The organism is Mucilaginibacter ginsenosidivorax (assembly GCF_007971525.1).
Lineage (GTDB): Bacteria > Bacteroidota > Bacteroidia > Sphingobacteriales > Sphingobacteriaceae > Mucilaginibacter > Mucilaginibacter ginsenosidivorax.
In genome coordinates this window covers 2,253,535-2,271,832 of sequence record NZ_CP042437.1, presented here as the reverse complement: position 1 = coordinate 2,271,832, position 18,298 = coordinate 2,253,535, and the positions used below count along the sequence as shown (strand labels likewise).

Annotated in this window: 15 protein-coding genes; 13 read left to right on the top strand and 2 right to left on the bottom strand. The window is 43.3% G+C overall.

Going from position 1 to position 18,298, the window contains the following annotated elements; translation table 11 throughout:
• Positions 1 to 12 precede the first annotated feature (12 nt).
• Positions 13 to 810 (top strand): tRNA pseudouridine(38-40) synthase TruA, encoded by a 798-nt coding sequence (truA, locus tag FSB76_RS09550; protein WP_147053354.1) that lies wholly within the window; start codon positions 13 to 15, stop codon positions 808 to 810.
• A 201-nt stretch (positions 811 to 1,011) separates the two neighbouring features.
• On the top strand, positions 1,012 to 2,760 hold the full coding sequence (locus FSB76_RS09545) for an ABC transporter ATP-binding protein (protein WP_147060936.1): 1,749 nt from the start codon (positions 1,012 to 1,014) through the stop codon (positions 2,758 to 2,760).
• A gap of 76 nt (positions 2,761 to 2,836) precedes the next feature.
• Here the strand turns inward: FSB76_RS09545 and FSB76_RS09540 are convergent, their stop codons facing one another.
• Positions 2,837 to 3,040 (bottom strand): hypothetical protein, encoded by a 204-nt coding sequence (locus FSB76_RS09540; protein WP_147053353.1) that lies wholly within the window; start codon positions 3,038 to 3,040, stop codon positions 2,837 to 2,839.
• Positions 3,041 to 3,390: 350 nt separating this feature from the next.
• Between FSB76_RS09540 and FSB76_RS09535 the strand changes: the two genes are divergently transcribed.
• The 10 genes from FSB76_RS09535 (at position 3,391) to FSB76_RS09490 (ending at position 16,543) form a co-directional block, all read left to right on the top strand.
• Entirely contained in the window at positions 3,391 to 4,269 is an 879-nt protein-coding gene (locus tag FSB76_RS09535; RefSeq protein ID WP_147060935.1) for a cell division protein FtsX, read from the top strand.
• Between the two features lie 129 nt (positions 4,270 to 4,398).
• Positions 4,399 to 4,686 carry a DUF3098 domain-containing protein gene (locus FSB76_RS09530; protein WP_147053352.1) on the top strand — a complete coding sequence of 96 codons (288 nt, stop codon included), beginning with the start codon at positions 4,399 to 4,401 and terminating at the stop codon, positions 4,684 to 4,686.
• Between the two features lie 122 nt (positions 4,687 to 4,808).
• Positions 4,809 to 5,612: an undecaprenyl-diphosphate phosphatase gene (locus FSB76_RS09525; RefSeq protein WP_147053351.1), complete on the top strand. Its 804-nt coding sequence runs from the start codon at positions 4,809 to 4,811 to the stop codon at positions 5,610 to 5,612.
• 110 nt (positions 5,613 to 5,722) lie between these two features.
• Positions 5,723 to 6,451, top strand: coding sequence for a tRNA pseudouridine(55) synthase TruB (gene truB, locus FSB76_RS09520; protein WP_225976468.1), 729 nt, complete (start codon positions 5,723 to 5,725; stop codon positions 6,449 to 6,451).
• Positions 6,452 to 6,529: 78 nt separating this feature from the next.
• Positions 6,530 to 7,456: a bifunctional riboflavin kinase/FAD synthetase gene (locus tag FSB76_RS09515; protein WP_147053350.1), complete on the top strand. Its 927-nt coding sequence runs from the start codon at positions 6,530 to 6,532 to the stop codon at positions 7,454 to 7,456.
• Between the two features lie 443 nt (positions 7,457 to 7,899).
• A complete protein-coding gene (gene secA, locus FSB76_RS09510) occupies positions 7,900 to 11,211 on the top strand; it encodes a preprotein translocase subunit SecA (RefSeq protein WP_147053349.1) in 3,312 nt (1,103 codons plus the stop codon).
• A 192-nt stretch (positions 11,212 to 11,403) separates the two neighbouring features.
• Positions 11,404 to 11,868, top strand: a complete 465-nt coding sequence (locus tag FSB76_RS09505; protein ID WP_147053348.1) for an SPOR domain-containing protein — start codon at positions 11,404 to 11,406, stop codon at positions 11,866 to 11,868.
• On the top strand, positions 11,861 to 13,045 hold the full coding sequence (locus FSB76_RS09500; protein ID WP_147053347.1) for a M20 metallopeptidase family protein: 1,185 nt from the start codon (positions 11,861 to 11,863) through the stop codon (positions 13,043 to 13,045). The genes FSB76_RS09505 and FSB76_RS09500 overlap by 8 nt, the downstream gene beginning before the upstream one ends.
• A 163-nt stretch (positions 13,046 to 13,208) precedes the next feature.
• Positions 13,209 to 14,135 carry a hypothetical protein gene (locus FSB76_RS09495; RefSeq protein ID WP_147053346.1) on the top strand — a complete coding sequence of 309 codons (927 nt, stop codon included), beginning with the start codon at positions 13,209 to 13,211 and terminating at the stop codon, positions 14,133 to 14,135.
• Between the two features lie 443 nt (positions 14,136 to 14,578).
• The gene (locus tag FSB76_RS09490; protein ID WP_147053345.1) at positions 14,579 to 16,543 is read left to right on the top strand and encodes a gliding motility-associated C-terminal domain-containing protein; all 1,965 of its coding nucleotides are present in this window, start codon (positions 14,579 to 14,581) and stop codon (positions 16,541 to 16,543) included.
• Positions 16,544 to 16,656: 113 nt separating this feature from the next.
• Here the strand turns inward: FSB76_RS09490 and FSB76_RS09485 are convergent, their stop codons facing one another.
• Entirely contained in the window at positions 16,657 to 17,178 is a 522-nt protein-coding gene (locus tag FSB76_RS09485; RefSeq protein WP_147053344.1) for an NADPH-dependent FMN reductase, read from the bottom strand.
• Between the two features lie 312 nt (positions 17,179 to 17,490).
• On the opposite strand from FSB76_RS09485, the gene FSB76_RS09480 reads away from it, so the two are divergent.
• Positions 17,491 to 18,294 (top strand): ParA family protein, encoded by an 804-nt coding sequence (locus tag FSB76_RS09480; RefSeq protein WP_147053343.1) that lies wholly within the window; start codon positions 17,491 to 17,493, stop codon positions 18,292 to 18,294.
• Positions 18,295 to 18,298: the final 4 nt, after the last annotated feature.

Sequence of the window (18,298 nt, the reverse complement as noted above, 5' to 3'; positions counted from 1 at the left end):
TAACTTTGTGGCGTGACGGCTAAACAACGCTATTTTATTGAACTGGCTTATGATGGCACAGCCTATCATGGCTGGCAGGTACAACAAAACGCCCATAGCGTTCAGGAAGCTTTAAACAAAGCGCTAAGTACCATCCTGCGCCAACCCATAGAAACAACCGGCTGCGGCCGAACCGATACAGGCGTGCACGCCAAAGAGTTTTTTGCCCATTTTGACGTGGAAGGGGTCGATAGTCCATTGTCAATGGACAATGGTGATGAAACCAAAGGGAGCCATGGACTATCGACTATAGACTATGGACTTAAAATTCGAGGCCTCAACTCTATCCTGCCTGCTGATATCGCTATAAAAAACATCATCCCGGTTAGCCCCGGTGCGCATGCCCGGTTTGATGCTACGTTGCGCTCATACCAGTACCACGTGCATTTTAATAAAGATCCGTTTCTAAGAGGATACTCCTGGCAGTTACGCGATGTGCCGGATATGGAACTGATGAACCAGGCCGCAGCTATGATCATGGATTATATTGATTTTAGTTGTTTCAGTAAATCAAACACCCAGGTAAAAACAAATAACTGTAAAATAAGCCGGGCCGAATGGGTTAAAACCGAACAAGGCATGGTATTCCATATTTCGGCCGATAGGTTTTTGCGTAATATGGTACGCGCTATTGTAGGTACCCTGATGATGGTAGGCCGTAAAGAAATACCACCCGAAGCCGTAAGGCAGATCATAGAAAGTAAAAACCGCTCAAACGCAGGGATGAGCGTACCGGCCTGCGGGCTGTATTTAACAGAAGTGAAATATTAGCCCCCTAACCCCCCGAAAGGGGAACAACAGATTGCTAATTTTATCTATAACTTATAACTACATTTGAAATAAGTGAATAATAACAAACAGGATAACGAAAAAAAAGCAGGCGACTCTGCCAGTCAAAAAGCACCCCCTTCGGGGGGCGGGGGAGGCTCCGTTACCGGGAAAGCGCTTGATTGGAAATTGTTAAAACGGGTAATGCGTTATGTAAATCCCTATAATACCACGTTTGTGATTGCCGCTTTTTTAACAGTGTTTTTGGCCGTTGGTGCATTGTTGCAACCCATCTTGATTCAACGTACGCTGGACGTAAATATCCTGAATGATGATTACGACGGGCTGGTTTTTATGGTTGTCCTAATGGTTGCGCAATTGGTTATTCAAACTGTGGCGCAGTATTACCAAACTTATTTAACCAATACCCTGGGCCAATCCGTTATTCGCGATTTGAGGATTGATATTTTTAACCATATCACCAGTTTAAGGCTAAAGTATTTTGACAGGACGCCAATCGGGATGCTTATCACCCGTACGGTATCCGATTTGGAAACCATTGCCGATATATTCTCTGAAGGGCTGATCAGTATCATGGGCGATATGCTGCTGGTATTTGCTGTTATCGGCCTGATGCTGTTCCAGGACTGGAAGCTTGCGTTAATTACCCTTATCCCAATGCCCTTCCTGTTTGCATCAACCTACGTATTTAAGGAGGCCATCAAATCATCGTTCCAGGAAGTGCGTACCCAGGTGGCACAGTTGAATACGTTTTTGGCCGAGCATATCTCGGGCATCAGTGTCATCCAGCTTTTTGCACGGGAAGACCAGGAGATGCGCAAGTTTAAAGCGGTTAACGTAAAGTATCGTGATGCCAACATCCGCAGTAACTGGTATTATTCTATATTTTTCCCGGTGGTGGAGATTTTGTTTGCCATTTGCATAGGCCTGCTGGTTTGGTATGGTTGTAAACGGATGCTTACTGATGGGCAGCTGGCCAGCTTATCCGCATCAAAAAAAGGAATTACCCCCGGATTAATAACCGGCTTTATTGTGCTGCTTAACATGCTTTTTAGGCCCATACGCCAGTTGGCCGATAAGTTTAATACCCTGCAAATGGGTATGGTAGGTGCCGACAGGATTTTTAAAGTATTGGATACCAACGAAGTTGCTATTGACAACGGCACACTGAAAACCGGCAGGCTGAAGGGGGAAATAGAATTTGACGAGGTGTGGTTTGCCTATAACGACGAAAATTGGGTACTCAAAAACATCAGCTTCCACGTAAAACCCGGCGAAACACTGGCGCTGGTAGGCGCTACCGGAGCTGGCAAATCATCTACCATCAATATCCTTAACCGTTTTTACGAGATAGGAAAAGGCAGCGCCAAAGTTGATGGTCATGACATTCGCGATTATGAGGTTGAATTCCTCCGGTCGCAAATAGCCACGGTGATACAGGATGTGTTCCTGTTTACCGATACCATTGCTAATAATATCAGCCTTAACAATCAATCCATCACCCGCGAGCAGATCGTCGCGGCAGCAAAAGATGTGGGTGCCCACGAGTTCATTGAACGTCTGCCCGGTGGCTATGATTATAATGTAATGGAACGCGGATCGACCCTTTCGGCGGGGCAATCGCAATTGATATCTTTTATCCGGGCGCTGGTATACAATCCGGCTATTTTGGTTTTAGATGAGGCTACTTCGTCGGTAGATACCGAAACCGAGATCCTGATCCAGAATGCCATCAATAAACTAATGCAGGGGCGTACTGCTATAGTTATCGCCCATCGCCTATCTACTATTCAAAACGCAGACAGGATCATCGTACTTGACCACGGCGAGATCATGGAAATGGGAACTCACCAGGAACTCCTGAAAATTGAGCACGGCCACTACCGCAAACTTTACGATCTGCAGTTTAACTCGGCGGGGATAGCGAGATAAGTTGTACGTTTTACGTGCTACGTTTTTAGGGGTATCAACTTAACGTATAACTTAAAACATACCACGTAAAACCCTGTCAATGTTTAGGCACCGCCTTTACCGAGTGTACCGGTTGCTCTTCCCTTTCGTGTTTTTTTGCAATGTTGCCGCCATGTGGTTCGTTGGCATGGTACTGCTTGTCATGAGGCTTTACCTTGCTTTTACCGCCATTATCATTTGGCCTGTCGGTTGGTGTATCCGAAGGCGATTGTTTGTGTTTATCGTTTGCTGGCTTTGTCATAGTTGTACAACAGGGCAGCAATGGCATTTGTTTATTCTGAACCGGAATTTTTGGTATTAAACGAATTATTCGAATTTGCTTAACGCGGGTGAGGTAAAAACTGCTATTAAAATTCTGTTAATTCTTTAATTCGATGAATTCCGGTTCAGACAATTCGTTAATAAATGTTAAAACCTGCACACTATTACATTATTAAACCAATTTTATAAACAATAAACTTTTACCTTTAACCCGTGTTTCTTAATTTCGCACATTATAGATGTGAGATATGAGATGTGAGATATGAGACAAGCTGCTGAACGTGGCTGTTTTAATCTCAAATCTCACATCTCATGTCTCAAATCTCAGACATGGAAGAATTTGAAGCAAGTGCATCGTCAAAAAAGGTAAAAACCATATACATTTCAACTGTATTTGGTATTGCCATGGTGTTGTTAATGGTGGGTTTGTTAGGATTACTGCTAATAGATGCCAACAACATATCGCGCTACGTTAAGGAAAATATTGTATTGAATATTTTTGTTGACGACGCCGCGCATGAAACTGATGTACTGCAGTTGCAAAAACAATTGGATGCCAACCCTATGGTGAAGCAAACCCAATATGTAAGTAAAGAACTGGCCGCCCGTAACCTTCAAAAAGATTTAGGCGAAGATTTTGTGAAATTCCTGGGCTATAACCCCTTATCACAATCGCTGGATATTTATATGAAGGCCGATTTTGCCAACAACAAGGATATCGAAAAATTTAAGGCCGACTTGCTGAAAAACCCCCTGGTTAAAGAAGTTAAGTACCAGCAATCGCTGGTTGATAAGATGAACGAGAATGTGAAATCTATCAGCTTAATCATCCTGGCTTTTGCAGGGATATTCGTTGTTTTATCAGTTGCCTTAATTAATAATACCATCAGGCTGGCCATCTACTCGCAAAGGTTTTTAATTAAATCTATGCAGCTTGTTGGGGCCACTAAAGGCTTTATCCGTAAACCGTTTTTACTATACGGTATTTGGCATGGGCTTTTGGGCGGTTTAATTGCTATTGTTTTATTAGTAGGTACCTTATACCTGGCCTACCAGCAAGTTCCCGACCTGGTTTTCCTGCAAACCTATACCGAATTTGGGATGGTGTTTTTAGGCGTGGTAGGGTTAGGCATATTTATATCAGCCTTTAGCACATTTCTGGCTGTTAACAAGTTTTTACGTTTAAAAATATACGACCTATATAGATAGGTTAAAGGCAAAAGGTTAAAGCCAAAAGGTTTTATCGCGTAGCCAATAAAAAAAACAATATTTAAAAAATATCGAAGCAGTAATTAAATCAATAATTCACTAAATCGATAATTCAATAATTAAAAAAACATGGCACAAAAATTTAAACCAACAACGCCTTTAAAAACATCGGCAACGGCATCGGCGCCAAAAGCGGCAAAAACTATCAGTAATGAGCCAGTAGAGTTTATTTTTGATAAAGGCAATTACAAGTTTTTAATCATCAGTGTGTTAATAGTAGCGTTTGGTTTTGTGCTGATGTCTGGCACTACTGATATTTACAGTAATACCAAAATTGTTATAGCCCCCATAGTTGTGTTAGCGGGTTTTGCTTTAGGTTTTTACGCAATTTTAAAAAAACCGGAAGTTAGCAAGTAATTGATTGGTTGATTAGGTGAAAAAGAACAGACTTTTATCAGAATGTTTGCTGATCTTGCCTCTTTTAAATCACTTAACGTAATCAATTCAATAAATTTAATCTAACCCATCCCAACCCCTACATGGATACCGTTAAACTCATACAAGTAATTGTACTTGCCGTAATAGAAGGAATAACCGAATTTTTGCCTATATCGTCAACCGGGCATATGATCATTGCCTCGTCTGTTATGGGCATCGCCGCCGATCCCTTTATTAAATTGTTTACTATAGCAGTGCAATTAGGTGCTATCTTATCGGTAGTTGTATTGTACTGGAAACGTTTTTTGCAATCATTCAACTTTTACCTTAAGTTGTTGGTTGCATTTATACCTGCAGCGGTTTTTGGTTTACTGTTTAGCAAAAAGATAGATGCTTTGTTGGAGAGCGCACTTACAGTAGGCATTACGCTTTTTGTAGGTGGTATCATTTTGCTTTTTGTAGATAAATGGTTTAATAAGCCTACTATTAAAGAAGAAAAAGATATCAATTATCTTACTGCCTTAAAAATCGGTTTTTTCCAGTGTTTGGCCATGATTCCTGGCACTTCACGTTCTGCATCAACTATTGTTGGGGGTATGAGCCAAAAACTTACCCGCACCGCGGCTGCCGAATTTTCGTTCTTTTTGGCTGTGCCTACTATGTTTGCGGCCACGGCTAAAAAGCTACTTGATTTTTATAAAGAAGGGCACCGTTTTACCGGCGAGGAGATAAAATTACTTGCAATTGGCAACGTAATTGCTTTTATAGTGGCTATGCTGGCCATTAAAACATTCATCACTTTTTTAGAGCGTAAAGGCTTTGTGTTATTTGGCTGGTATCGTATTGTTATAGGCGCAGTGATTATAGGACTCATCATGACCGGGCATAAATTAGATGTGATCTAATTTCTAAATTATTTCAGGAATAACGTATTTGTTAAAGCGATAAGGGAGGGAAAAAATTAAGCAGGCTTGTTTCTGGTTTTTCCATACCTTTGCCGCTTTAACAATATTACTTGAAAAGTACTTACCACAATATCCAGGAATTTGCCGATGGCCAGCTGTTGCTGGTTAACAAACCGTATCAATGGACAAGCTTTGATGTGGTGGGTAAAATCCGCAATTCTTTTAAGCCTTTAAAACTGAAGGTTGGCCATGCCGGTACGCTCGATCCGCTGGCTACCGGGTTGCTTATTATCTGTACCGGTAAAATGACCAAGCAGATTGATACCTTCCAGGCCGAAGAAAAAGAATACACCGGTACCATGGTGCTTGGCGCAACCACGCCATCATATGACATGGAAACCGAACCCGACAATAAATTCGATATCAGCCAACTTACCGAACAGCAGCTGCGTAGTAATTGCGCGCAGTTTACCGGTGACATACAGCAATACCCGCCGGCTCACTCCGCAATTAAAATAGACGGCGAACGTTTGTACGAAAAAGCCCGCCGCGGCGAGGAAGTTGAACGCCGCCTGCGAAGCGTTACCATAAGCGAATTTGAACTTACACGCGTTGAATTGCCCGAAGTTGATTTTAGGGTGGTATGCAGCAAGGGTACTTACATCCGCAGCCTGGTACACGATTTTGGTGCTGCTTTAAATAACGGGGCATACCTATCTAAATTAAGACGTACCCGCAGTGGTAACTACAAGGTGGAGGATGCCTGGGAGGTGATGGAATTGTTTAATACCATTAAAACCTTAAAAACGCCGGTTGAGCCGGTTGCCAACCAGCACTAATTACATTTGCAGGTAAAAAATAACAGGCGGGTATAGCCCGCCGGACTAAAAAATTAAATTTGTGTTTTTACTCATCAAATGAGGATATACAACAATATTGACGAATTTACAGCGATAAACAACGCGGTTGTAACCATTGGCACATTTGATGGTGTGCATATTGGCCACCGGAAAATTATTGCAGGAATTAAGGAGCTGGCGCAGCAAACCGGCGGCGAAACCGTTATCCTTACGTTTTTTCCGCATCCGCGGATGATTCTGCATCCCGAAGATGAGAGCATCAAGCTAATAACCACCATCACCGAAAAGGCTCAATTAATGGAGCAGCTTGGTATCGATCATTTGATCATCACGCCGTTTTCGCGTGATTTTAGCAATCAAACTGCCGAAGATTATATACGCGATGTACTGGTGAAAAAAATTGGCACTAAGAAAATTGTGATAGGATATGATCACCGCTTTGGTAAAGACCGGCAGGGAGGCCTGGAAGATTTGTTAAAACTTGGCCCCGTATATGGCTTTGATGTAGTAGAAATTCCCGAGCAGGATATTGATGAAGTGGCCATAAGTTCAACCCGCATCCGTGCGGCTTTGCTTAATGACAAAATTGATTTAGCAAACGCTTTTCTTGGCTACCCGTTTTTTATAACCGGTAAGGTAGTGCGGGGCGACCAGATTGGAAGGCAGATAGGCTACCCTACAGCCAACATTGTGGTGGAGGAAAAGTACAAGCTTATACCGGCTGATGGTATTTTTGCGGTAACGGTAATAATTGCCGGCGAAAGCTATAAAGGCATGGCTTATATTGGCAGCCGCCCAACCGTAAATGGCCTCACCCGCAACATCGAAGTGAACATCTTTGACTTTGACCGGGAGATTTATAACCAAACCATCCAAATGAAATTTCACCATTATGTGCGCGGCGACGTAAAGTTTGCCGGCCTTGATGAACTGAAGGCGCAGTTGGCGCAGGACAAGGTGGATGTGCTGAAAAGCTTCACCTAAATCCTCTCCAAAGGAGAGGACTTAATGGAAACAGGTAAATAAGGCATTTAAAAAAATAAAGTCTCCCACTTTGGGCTACGGCGTGTACACATCTTTTAACAAAAGAAAATGTCATTTCGAACGAGGTACGAGGAGAAATCCTATACGTCATGCATCCAACCATGCAAATTTGCAAGCATGTCGTATAGGATTTCTCCTCACGCCAACGCTCAAAGCCCTCCCCGGTTCGTTCGAAATGACATTTTTTTATTATTAGTACGTTTCCAAAAGATGTGTACACACAGTAGCCCCTTTGGAGGAGATTATTCACCAGTAATTAGTTTTTTATTTGTGTTCATGAAGGCTACGCCATTTAGAGGGGTTTACGTACCTTTGCCTGTCAATATGACTTTAATTGTCGCTGTGGCGTAATTATTGAGTTTGTTGCATCATATAAAAATAATATGTTAGATTTTATAAGTAAGCTTTTTGGAAGCAAATCAGAGCGGGATGTAAAAAGTATTAAGCCTATAGTCGAAAAAATTAAGGCTGAATATGCAAAACTCGGTACCATCAGTAATGATGAGCTTAGAGCTAAAACAATAGGTTTTAAACAAACAATAGCCGAAGGCCTATCGGGCATCGACAGCGAGATACAAGCCATAAAAGATCGTACCGAAAACGAACTGGATATGGATGTAGCTGAAAAAGTTGAGTTATATACTCAGCTGGATAAGCTGGAGAAAGACCGTAATAAAGAGCTTGAGGATATATTGATCAATATATTGCCCGAGGCGTTTGCCGTGGTTAAAGAAACCGCCAGCCGCCTTGCCGCAAACAAATTTATAGAAGTAACCGCAACCGATTTTGACCGCGAACTGGCTGCACGTAAAAGCAACGTAACCATTAAAGGCGACAAAGCTTTTCACGCAAATACCTGGCTTGCTGCCGGTAACGAGGTTACCTGGAATATGGTTCATTACGATGTACAGCTTATAGGCGGTATAGTATTGCACCAGGGTAAAATATCTGAAATGGCTACGGGTGAGGGTAAAACGCTTGTGGCTACGCTGCCTGCATACCTTAACGCGCTTGCCGGGCAGGGTGTACACATTGTAACGGTGAATGACTACCTGGCACGCCGCGATAGCGAGTGGATGGGGCCATTGTATGAGTTTCATGGTTTATCGGTTGATTGTATTGATAAACATGAGCCAAACAGCGAGGAACGCCGCGCTGCTTACCTGGCCGACATTACTTTTGGCACAAATAACGAGTTTGGTTTCGACTACCTGCGTGACAATATGACACGTAGCCCGGAAGAATTGGTTCAGCGCAAATTGCATTACGCCATGGTGGATGAGGTGGATTCGGTTTTAATTGATGATGCCCGTACACCGTTAATTATATCAGGCCCTATCCCACGTGGCGACGAGCACGAGTTTTACGAGTTGAAACCGCGTATTGAGCGTTTGGTTAACGCCCAAAAAGCGTATGTAAATACGGTATTGAACGAAGCCAAAAAAGCCATTAACGATGGTGACACCGATCCGGAAAAAGGCGGATTGGCTTTATTGCGTGCTTTCAGGGGTTTGCCAAAAAGCAAAGCCTTAATTAAATTCCTGAGCGAAGGCGGTAATAGGAGCACACTGCAAAAGATAGAAAATTATTACATGCAGGATCAAAGCAAGAATATGCCTAAGGTAGATTCGGAGCTTTATTTTGTTATCGACGAAAAAAATAACCAGGTTGAACTGGCTGAAAAAGGTATTGAATTGATTACCTCATCGGGCGAAGATCCTCACTTTTTTGTAATGCCTGATGTAGGCACTGAGATTGCCGAGATTGAAAAATCGACCTTGAGCACTGAAGAAAAAATTGCCCGCAAGGATGAGCTAATGCGCGATTTCTCGATCAAATCTGAGCGGATCCACTCGGTTAACCAATTGTTGAAAGCATATACGTTATTTGAAAAGGATACCGAATATATTTTGGACGAAGGCAAAGTGAAAATTGTAGATGAGCAAACCGGCCGTGTATTGGATGGCCGCCGTTACTCTGATGGTTTACACCAGGCAATTGAAGCTAAAGAAAATGTTAAGGTTGAGGATGCTACCCAAACTTTTGCTACCGTAACCCTGCAAAACTATTTCAGAATGTACCACAAGCTTTGCGGTATGACGGGTACTGCCGTTACAGAAGCAGGCGAGTTTTGGGAAATATACAAGCTGGATGTGGTAGAAATACCAACAAATACCCCTGCAAGCCGCGAGGACAGGCAGGATTTGGTTTACCGTACCATTCGCGAAAAATATAATGCCGTAGCCGATGAAATTGTAAAATTAACGCAGGCGGGCAGACCGGTACTGGTAGGTACAACATCGGTAGAAATATCTGAATTGTTAAGCCGTATGCTTAAACTGCGCGGTATTAAACATAACGTACTGAATGCCAAAATGCACCAGAAAGAGGCCGATATTGTGGCGGAAGCAGGGCAGGCCGGTACAGTTACCATTGCTACCAATATGGCTGGCCGTGGTACGGATATTAAACTGGGGGCAGGTGTACAGGCAGCAGGCGGTTTGGCCATTGTAGGTACCGAGCGCCACGAGTCGCGCCGGGTTGACAGGCAGTTGCGTGGTCGTTCTGGTCGCCAGGGCGATCCGGGTTCTTCACAGTTCTTTGTATCATTGGAGGATAACCTGATGCGTTTATTCGGATCTGAAAGGATCTCGAACCTGATGGTACGTATGGGTATCGAAGAGGGCGAAGTTATCCAGCATTCCATGATCTCAAAATCAATTGAGCGTGCGCAGAAAAAGGTAGAAGAAAACAACTTTGGCATTCGTAAGCGTTTGCTGGAGTATGATGATGTGATGAACTCACAGCGTACCGTAGTTTACACCAAACGCCGTAACGCGCTGTTTGGCGAACGCCTGGATGTTGATTTGAGCAATACTATTTTTGATGTGGTTGAAGATATCACTACCGAATATAAAGAGGCTAACAACTACGACGGATTTAATTTAGAAATGATCCGCCTGTTCTCGGTTGATGTGGAGGTTGATGCCGATAAATTCGCAGTAAATTCAATTAACGCCCTGGTTGATCACGTTTTCCAAACGGTGATGGATTTTTACAAACGTAAAGGCGATGCCGTAGCAGCGCAGGCTTACCCGGTATTGAAAGATGTTTACGATACCCGCGGCCAGTATGTAGAAAATATTGTGGTTCCGTTTAGTGATGGCATCCATGGCATACAGGTTTCTGTTCCGTTGAAAAAAGCAGTGGATAACCACGGTCACGAGGTGTTTAAATCGTTCGAGAAAAACGTTACCCTATACCTGATAGATGATGCCTGGAAAGAGCATTTGCGCGAAATGGACGAGTTAAAACAATCTGTTCAAAACGCGGTTTATGAGCAAAAGGATCCGCTGTTGGTTTACAAATTTGAGGCTTTCAATTTGTTCCGTGGCATGTTGGCCAATGTGAATAAAGAGATTGTAAGCTTCCTGTTCCGCGGAGGTATCCCGGTTCAGCAGCAGGCCGAAGAGGTGAGGGAAGCCAAACCAGAACCAAAACTGGATCTGCGCAAGCTAAAAACCACCAAAGCCGAAATGGTAAGCGAAAGCAACGGTGTGCCGATGGACGATTTTCCGCAGGAAATTCAAAAAGCGACCCCTGTAAGGGTTGAGCAAAAGATAGGTAGAAATGACCCTTGCCCTTGCGGAAGCGGTAAAAAATATAAAAACTGCCACGGCGTAGGGCAAAATTAAGAAGCCCCGCCCGGCCTTTCAGCTGAAGTGGTAAAATCCGCTGATTCTGAAGGGTAAATGACATTCAAAATAAAAGACTGTCATGCTGAGGTACGAAGCATCTATTCGCGAACTTTGCAAGTTTACTGTGCATAACGTAGAATAGATTCTTCACTACGCTCAGAATGACAGTTTGTTGGACAACTACACACCATGAAAAAAGCAGTATTTGATCATAAAGCTAAATCCAGCCTCATCAAGTACTGCTTTTTTTTTATACTAATACTTGCATCAACCCAAACCTTTGCCCAAACCCGCGGTAAGGTTGAGGTAGTTAAAGATCCCCTGGTTGATACCCTGATTGCTAAGCGTTTTACGCTAAACAAAGAAACCGGTGTAGCGCCGGCGGTAACATCATCTTATGGCTACCGGGTACAATTCTTCAGCGGATCGAACCGGAAGGATGCCTATAATGCGCAGGCCCGTTTGCAACGCGATTATCCCGAACTGCGTACCTACATTCTATACAGCGAACCAAATTTTAAAGTACGGGCGGGCGATTTCAGGACTCGATTAGAGGCCGAAAAGCTGATACAGGAATTGCGGCCTTCGTTTTCAAGCCTGTTCATCATATCCGAAAAAATAAACCTGCCCAAAGCCGACACCGACAATGATTAAAGAAAAAATACAGGAACTATCCCAGAAAATATTTGATGATGTGGTAGCCAATCGCCGCCACCTGCATACCAACCCAGAACTATCGTTTCACGAGCAAAAAACATCTGCTTTTGTGGCTGGTAAACTGGAAGAACTGGGCTTAACCTACGAGAAAATGGCCGATACAGGCCTGGTAGCCCTTATTAAAGGTGATTTACCATCAAATAACGTAGTAGCCCTGCGGGCCGATATGGATGCTTTGCCTATTACCGAGGCTAATGATGTTCCTTACAAGTCGCAAAATGTTGGTGTAATGCATGCCTGCGGCCACGATGCGCATACCTCATCGTTACTGGGCACAGCCCGTATTTTAACAGAGTTGAAAAGCCAGTTTGGCGGTACGGTAAAGCTGATCTTTCAACCGGCGGAAGAGAAACTACCTGGCGGTGCCAGCTTGATGATTAAAGAAGGCGTACTGGAAAACCCAAAACCGCAGGCTGTTTTGGGGCAGCATGTAATGCCATTGATTGAGGCCGGCAAAGTAGGTTTCCGTGCGGGTAAATACATGGCATCAACCGATGAACTGTACGTTACTGTAAAAGGTAAAGGCGGGCACGGAGCCCAGCCACAACAAAATATCGACCCGGTAATTATCACCGCGCATATATTAACCGCTTTACAACAGGTAGTAAGCCGCTTTGCCGATCCTAAAAGCCCATCGGTATTGTCATTTGGTAAGGTAATTGCCAACGGCGCCACTAACGTGATCCCCAACGAGGTTTACCTGGAAGGTACTTTTCGCACCATGGACGAGAACTGGCGTGCCGAAGCCCACAAGCGCATGAAAAAAATGGCCGAAGGAATTGCCGAAAGCATGGGCGGCAGCTGCGAATTTAATATTATGCGTGGCTACCCTTTCCTGATTAACGAAGAAGTACTAACCCACGCCACCCGCGGCCACGCCGAAGATTACCTGGGCAAAGAAAACGTATTGGACCTGGATATCTGGATGGCGGCAGAAGATTTTGCCTACTACTCGCAGGCAGCCGATAGCTGTTTTTACCGCTTAGGTACCCGTAACGAAGCCCGCGGCATCACCTCATCAGTACATACCCCTACATTTGATGTGGAAGAAGATGCATTTAAAATAAGCACCGGATTGATGGCCTATTTGGCTATTAAGCAGTTAGGGAATTAACACCAGCTTTGTCATTGCGAGGAACGAAGCAATCTCGTAACTATGCCAGTTCGCTCCTGCATCGTTACGAGGTTGCTTCGTTCCTCGCAATGACATAGTCGGTTATATTGTGGCGGGCATCAACATGTAACAAACCCCTAAACCAAACCGTCAATAGTTAGTGATGAAGAAATTATTATTATTTGTAGCGTTTACTATTTCCGGCAGTTTTGCTTTTGCGCAGCAAATACAACGTTTTAATCCCGATACCATCCGCACCATTGTTATCGATTCTGCAGTAGATATCCGTTCGCATAAACTACGCGCGCAGGATTTTATTGACGCGGTGATGGCCGATACCAGTTTTTACAGGGCTTTTCAGCATATGAAAAAATATGCCTTTACTGCCGAAAACCGCATTTACACCTACGATAAAAAAAACAAGGTTGACGGCAAGGTTTACCGCAAGCTTAAGCACAGTAATATAGCTGGTCAGCATAAAATTGAATATATAACCAGGCAGGATAGCGGTACCGTTTATAAAAAAAACGGCAAATACAATTTGTACACCGTTGAAATGTTCGATTACATTTTCATGAACGCGTACAACTCCGATTTTGTGGAAGGCGATGGCTTACCAGGCGAAAAAGGTAAAAACGAGAGTTATAAAGCCAAGCTTAAAACGCTGGTGTTCACGCCAGGCCGCAGGGTTACCGGTATCCCGTTCATCGGCGATAAAACGGAGATATTCAGCAGGGATATGCAGCAGTTTTACTACTATGAATTTGCCCGGGGCAAATACCTTGATAGCATTCCTGTTTATCGTTTTAAAGTTAGGTGCAAACCCAGCACATCTGATGGCGACACCATGATTAAGGAAATGACCACCATTTTTGACGAGCGCACGTTCGAGATTCTCGGCCGTTACATCGACCTTAAATTCAGCAACCTGTTCGTCGATTTTAATGTGCAGATGAACATCGAACTCAATAACTTCAACGGGCAACTGCTACCCATTAAAATAACCTACCAGGGCAACTGGGATATCCCTTTCCACAAAGAGGAGCGCGCAAGCTTTTTGATAGTACATAAGGATTATAAAAGGGAGTAGGGGCTATTAAACTGATGTCATTGCTACGCTATGCTTATAATGACGTGTTTGTAAGTTCATGACTATGATATAAACTACCGTCATTGAGGTACGAAGCAATCCCCTACATGCCAAGTCTCACATAATTCAGATTGTTTCATACCTCAATGATGGTAGTTTAGGGCATTCGTTTAACCCAATTGCTCATAAAGATTTTTTTAAGGTTTTACCTGATGGATACTCGCGATGACATAATTAGCAATGTCATATATCCTTTTAATACCGGAGGATTTTTACGTGATATTTCTTTGTGGTTAATTTTTTTAACATTTATTTGTTTAGATAACCATCTGTTTTGTAAGTATTTCAATATAATGCCGCACAGTGTGTTATTTATACACGCCGCTTCGATAAAAAAATATATTTTTGATGGATAACTTTTTAAGTTAAACCAATTGAAGCGCTTGCGTATCCTTAAATTAATTTTGCTTTTTGCTGCTATCCTTGATTTTACACTGGTGCATGGCCAGTCGGCAACTTGTGCGGGCAGTTTGGGCGATCCGGTAATTACCGAAACCTTTGGATCAGGCCCAAATCCGGGGAGTGCGCTACCGGCAGGGATCACCAATATGTCGTTTTCCAGCTACTGTCCTAATGATGGCTCGTATACTATTGTAAATGCCACTAACATATATGGCGGCGCTACCGGTAATTGCCATCCGGAGGCCTGGCAAACTGTAACCCATGACCACACTGGTGATGCCAACGGTTATATGATGATGATTAATGCATCCTATACGCCCAGTATATTTTTTACAAAGACCACTCCCGCCGTGTTATGCGAAAATACCACGTACGAATTTTCGGCATATATACTGAACCTGATAAAGGCGGGCTCAATAGCCATCAGGCCAAATATTAAATTTACTATCGAAACTACCGCTGGCCTGGTGTTGGATTCATTAGTTACCGGTGATATTCTGGAATCAACCAGCGGCGACGACTGGATACGCAAGAGCTTCTTTTTTACAACCCCGCCAAATACCAGCCAGGTGGTTTTAAAAATGACCAACGAGGCCCCCGGCGGCAACGGCAACGATCTGTTGCTCGATGATATCAACTTCAGGGCATGCGGACCTATAGTGCAAACAGGTTTTTCTACTGTAGATGCTAACCAGCCGCAAAATCAATGTGTGGGCGAAAGCAAAACTTATACGCTTAAATCGAAGATTGGGGCCGGATACACTAATCCTAAAATGCAGTGGCAGGTAAACAAAAATGACGGGAATGGCTGGCTTGATATTGCCGGGCAAACAACAGATACTTATGCTTTTATTGTAGGTAACAATACACCTGGTGTATACCAATACAGGCTTGCCGCGGCCGGAGGCTCAAACATAAGCTCGCCTACATGCAGGGTGTTTTCGGAGCCGCTGAGTGTTACGATAAACGCTTATCCTGTTGTACCAGATGTGTTGCCCGTTCACGAATGCGAGGGCAAAACAGTAACGTTAAACGTATTTGGAGGAGCAACTGTTGATTGGACCGGCCCCGGCATTACCGCTGCTAACAAAAATCAAAACCCACTGATACTTACAAATGTAAAGCCTGCTGATGCAGGTACTTATAGCTTTATAGTTACATCGGCTGCCGGCTGCTCTACCTCAAAATCGACAACAATCACCGTTATCCCTAAGGCGGTTATTACCTTAAATGCTCCAACAGTTACCATTTGTAAAGGCGCATCTACTAATTTAAGTGCGAGTGCCCTGGGTGCCATCAGCTACAAATGGACGCCTGGCAAAGGTTTATCTGATAGTACTATTGCTAACCCCGTAGCTTCGCCTGCAGACACTACAATATACAAGGTGATAGTCACCAACACTATTGGCTGTACCGATACCGCTGCTTTAACTGTTAATGTACTGCCAACGCCGGTTGCCGTTACGCAAACTAAACAAAGTATGTTCCAGGACAGGCCAATTACCCTGGTAGCATCGGCACAGAGCGCAGACGTTTTCAATTGGACACCCACTACCGGCCTTAGCGATGCCAATGTGTTAAACCCCGTTGCCAACCCGGCCGATGATATCACTTATACCTTGCATGTAAAATCGAGCTATAATTGCGGCGAGGATACCAGCAGTGTTTTTGTAAAAGTTTATCATAAAGTGGTTGTGCCTAACGCATTTTCGCCCAATGCCGACGGGGTGAACGATAGCTGGGAAATTGAAGGCCTTTTTACCTACCCCGAAAGTGTAACAACGGTATTTAACCGTTACGGACAGCAGATATTTAAGAGCATTGGCTACGCTAAACCCTGGAAGGGCACCTACAACGGCGCCAAATTACCGCCCGGCACCTATTACTACATCATCGACCTTAAAACCGGCCAGCCTAAGCTAACGGGGTGGGTATTAATACTGTGATTTAACTGATTTTAGGTGATTTCGCTGTTTTGTTGCAATAACGCTGACTTTTTTTGATTCCGGGATTGATAATAAACAACCCAATTGGTGAGGCCACCACTAATCAGTGAAATCTAAAACAAGATGAATTTGTCTATCTGCTCGTTGGTAAACTTTATGGTATCGGCGTTAAGCAAATGTCCGGTTTCGTTAAACTCCTTATGGATGCCCGATATGTGGAGTTTTAGTGCCATTACATTCAGGTGTACATAGTGGCAAACACCGGTAAAATGATCAATACCCCTGATGTTGCCATATTTGCCGGATGATACGCCAACCAACGCTGCCTTCTTATCATAAAAGCTCGCCGGAAAGTCGCAGGCGTCAATGAAAACTTTTAGTACCCCCGGGTAGCTGCCATTGTACTCGGGTATCACAAATATAAACTTATCGGTTTGGGTAATAACTTTTTGAATGTTGGCAAATTCCGGGCTTCGCTTGCCGTAAAGGTCGGTTTCAATAAGGTTGGGCGGCAATTGCGCCAAAGATAGTACACCCGCTTCAACTCCTTTTTCCTGCAATTTTTGCTGATAATATTTGGCCATTTTTAAGGTAGAACTGCCGGGGCGGTTAGTTGATGCGATGATTGTTATCATTGGTAATTATTGAATTATTGATTTATTGAATTATCGAATTACAAGGTATTCAGTGTTTAAACTGCTGATATGGATGGTATTAAATATAAAAGAGATATAGCGTTGTCTTGCTCATTCATCAATCAATAATTCAATAAATCGATAATTCAATAATTGCTAATTATGTTTGTAAATTGACTAAACCTGTGGATTTCGTAATTGTTTAATTCCGTATCTTTATCACCGGATAAAAACTTTACGAAAGTAGAAATTTCTGACCCTACTTTACGTTTATATAAATCATTGTAACATCAAAATTTTTTATACTATAGAATGAGTAAAATTATTGCTTTAGCCAACCAGAAAGGTGGCGTAGGAAAAACTACATCATCTATAAATCTGGCTGCAAGTTTGGCTGTATTAGATTTTAAAACATTATTGGTTGATGCCGATCCGCAGGCAAACTCTACCTCGGGTATCGGTTTTGATCCACGCAACATAAAGAACAGTATTTACGAGTGCATCATTAACCAGGTTGATCCGCACGAGGCTATCCAGAAAACGGAAACCCCTAATCTTGACTTGCTGCCCGCCCATATTGACCTGGTAGGCGCCGAGATTGAAATGATTAACCTGAGTGGCCGCGAATACAAAATGAAACAGGTATTTGAAGCCGTGCGCGACGAATACGATTTTGTTATTATCGATTGTTCGCCTTCGTTAGGTTTAATCACCATCAACGCGTTAACCGCTGCCGATTCGGTAATTATACCGGTACAGTGCGAGTACTTTGCATTGGAAGGTTTAGGTAAATTGTTAAACACCATCAAAATTGTACAATCGCGCCTTAACCCGCAGCTGGAAATTGAAGGTATATTGTTAACCATGTACGATGTGCGCCTGCGCCTGAGTAACCAGGTGGTTGATGAGGTAAAAACGCATTTTGAGGATATGGTTTTTGATACCATTATACAGCGTAACACCCGTTTAAGCGAAGCACCAAGCTTTGGTGTATCTGTTATTATGCACGATGCTACCTGTAAAGGCGCCATTAATTATTTAAACCTGGCCCGCGAAATTATCCAGAAAAATGGCCTTGTAAAAGCCGAAGCAACAACGGTAACAGCAACAGTATAAGTAA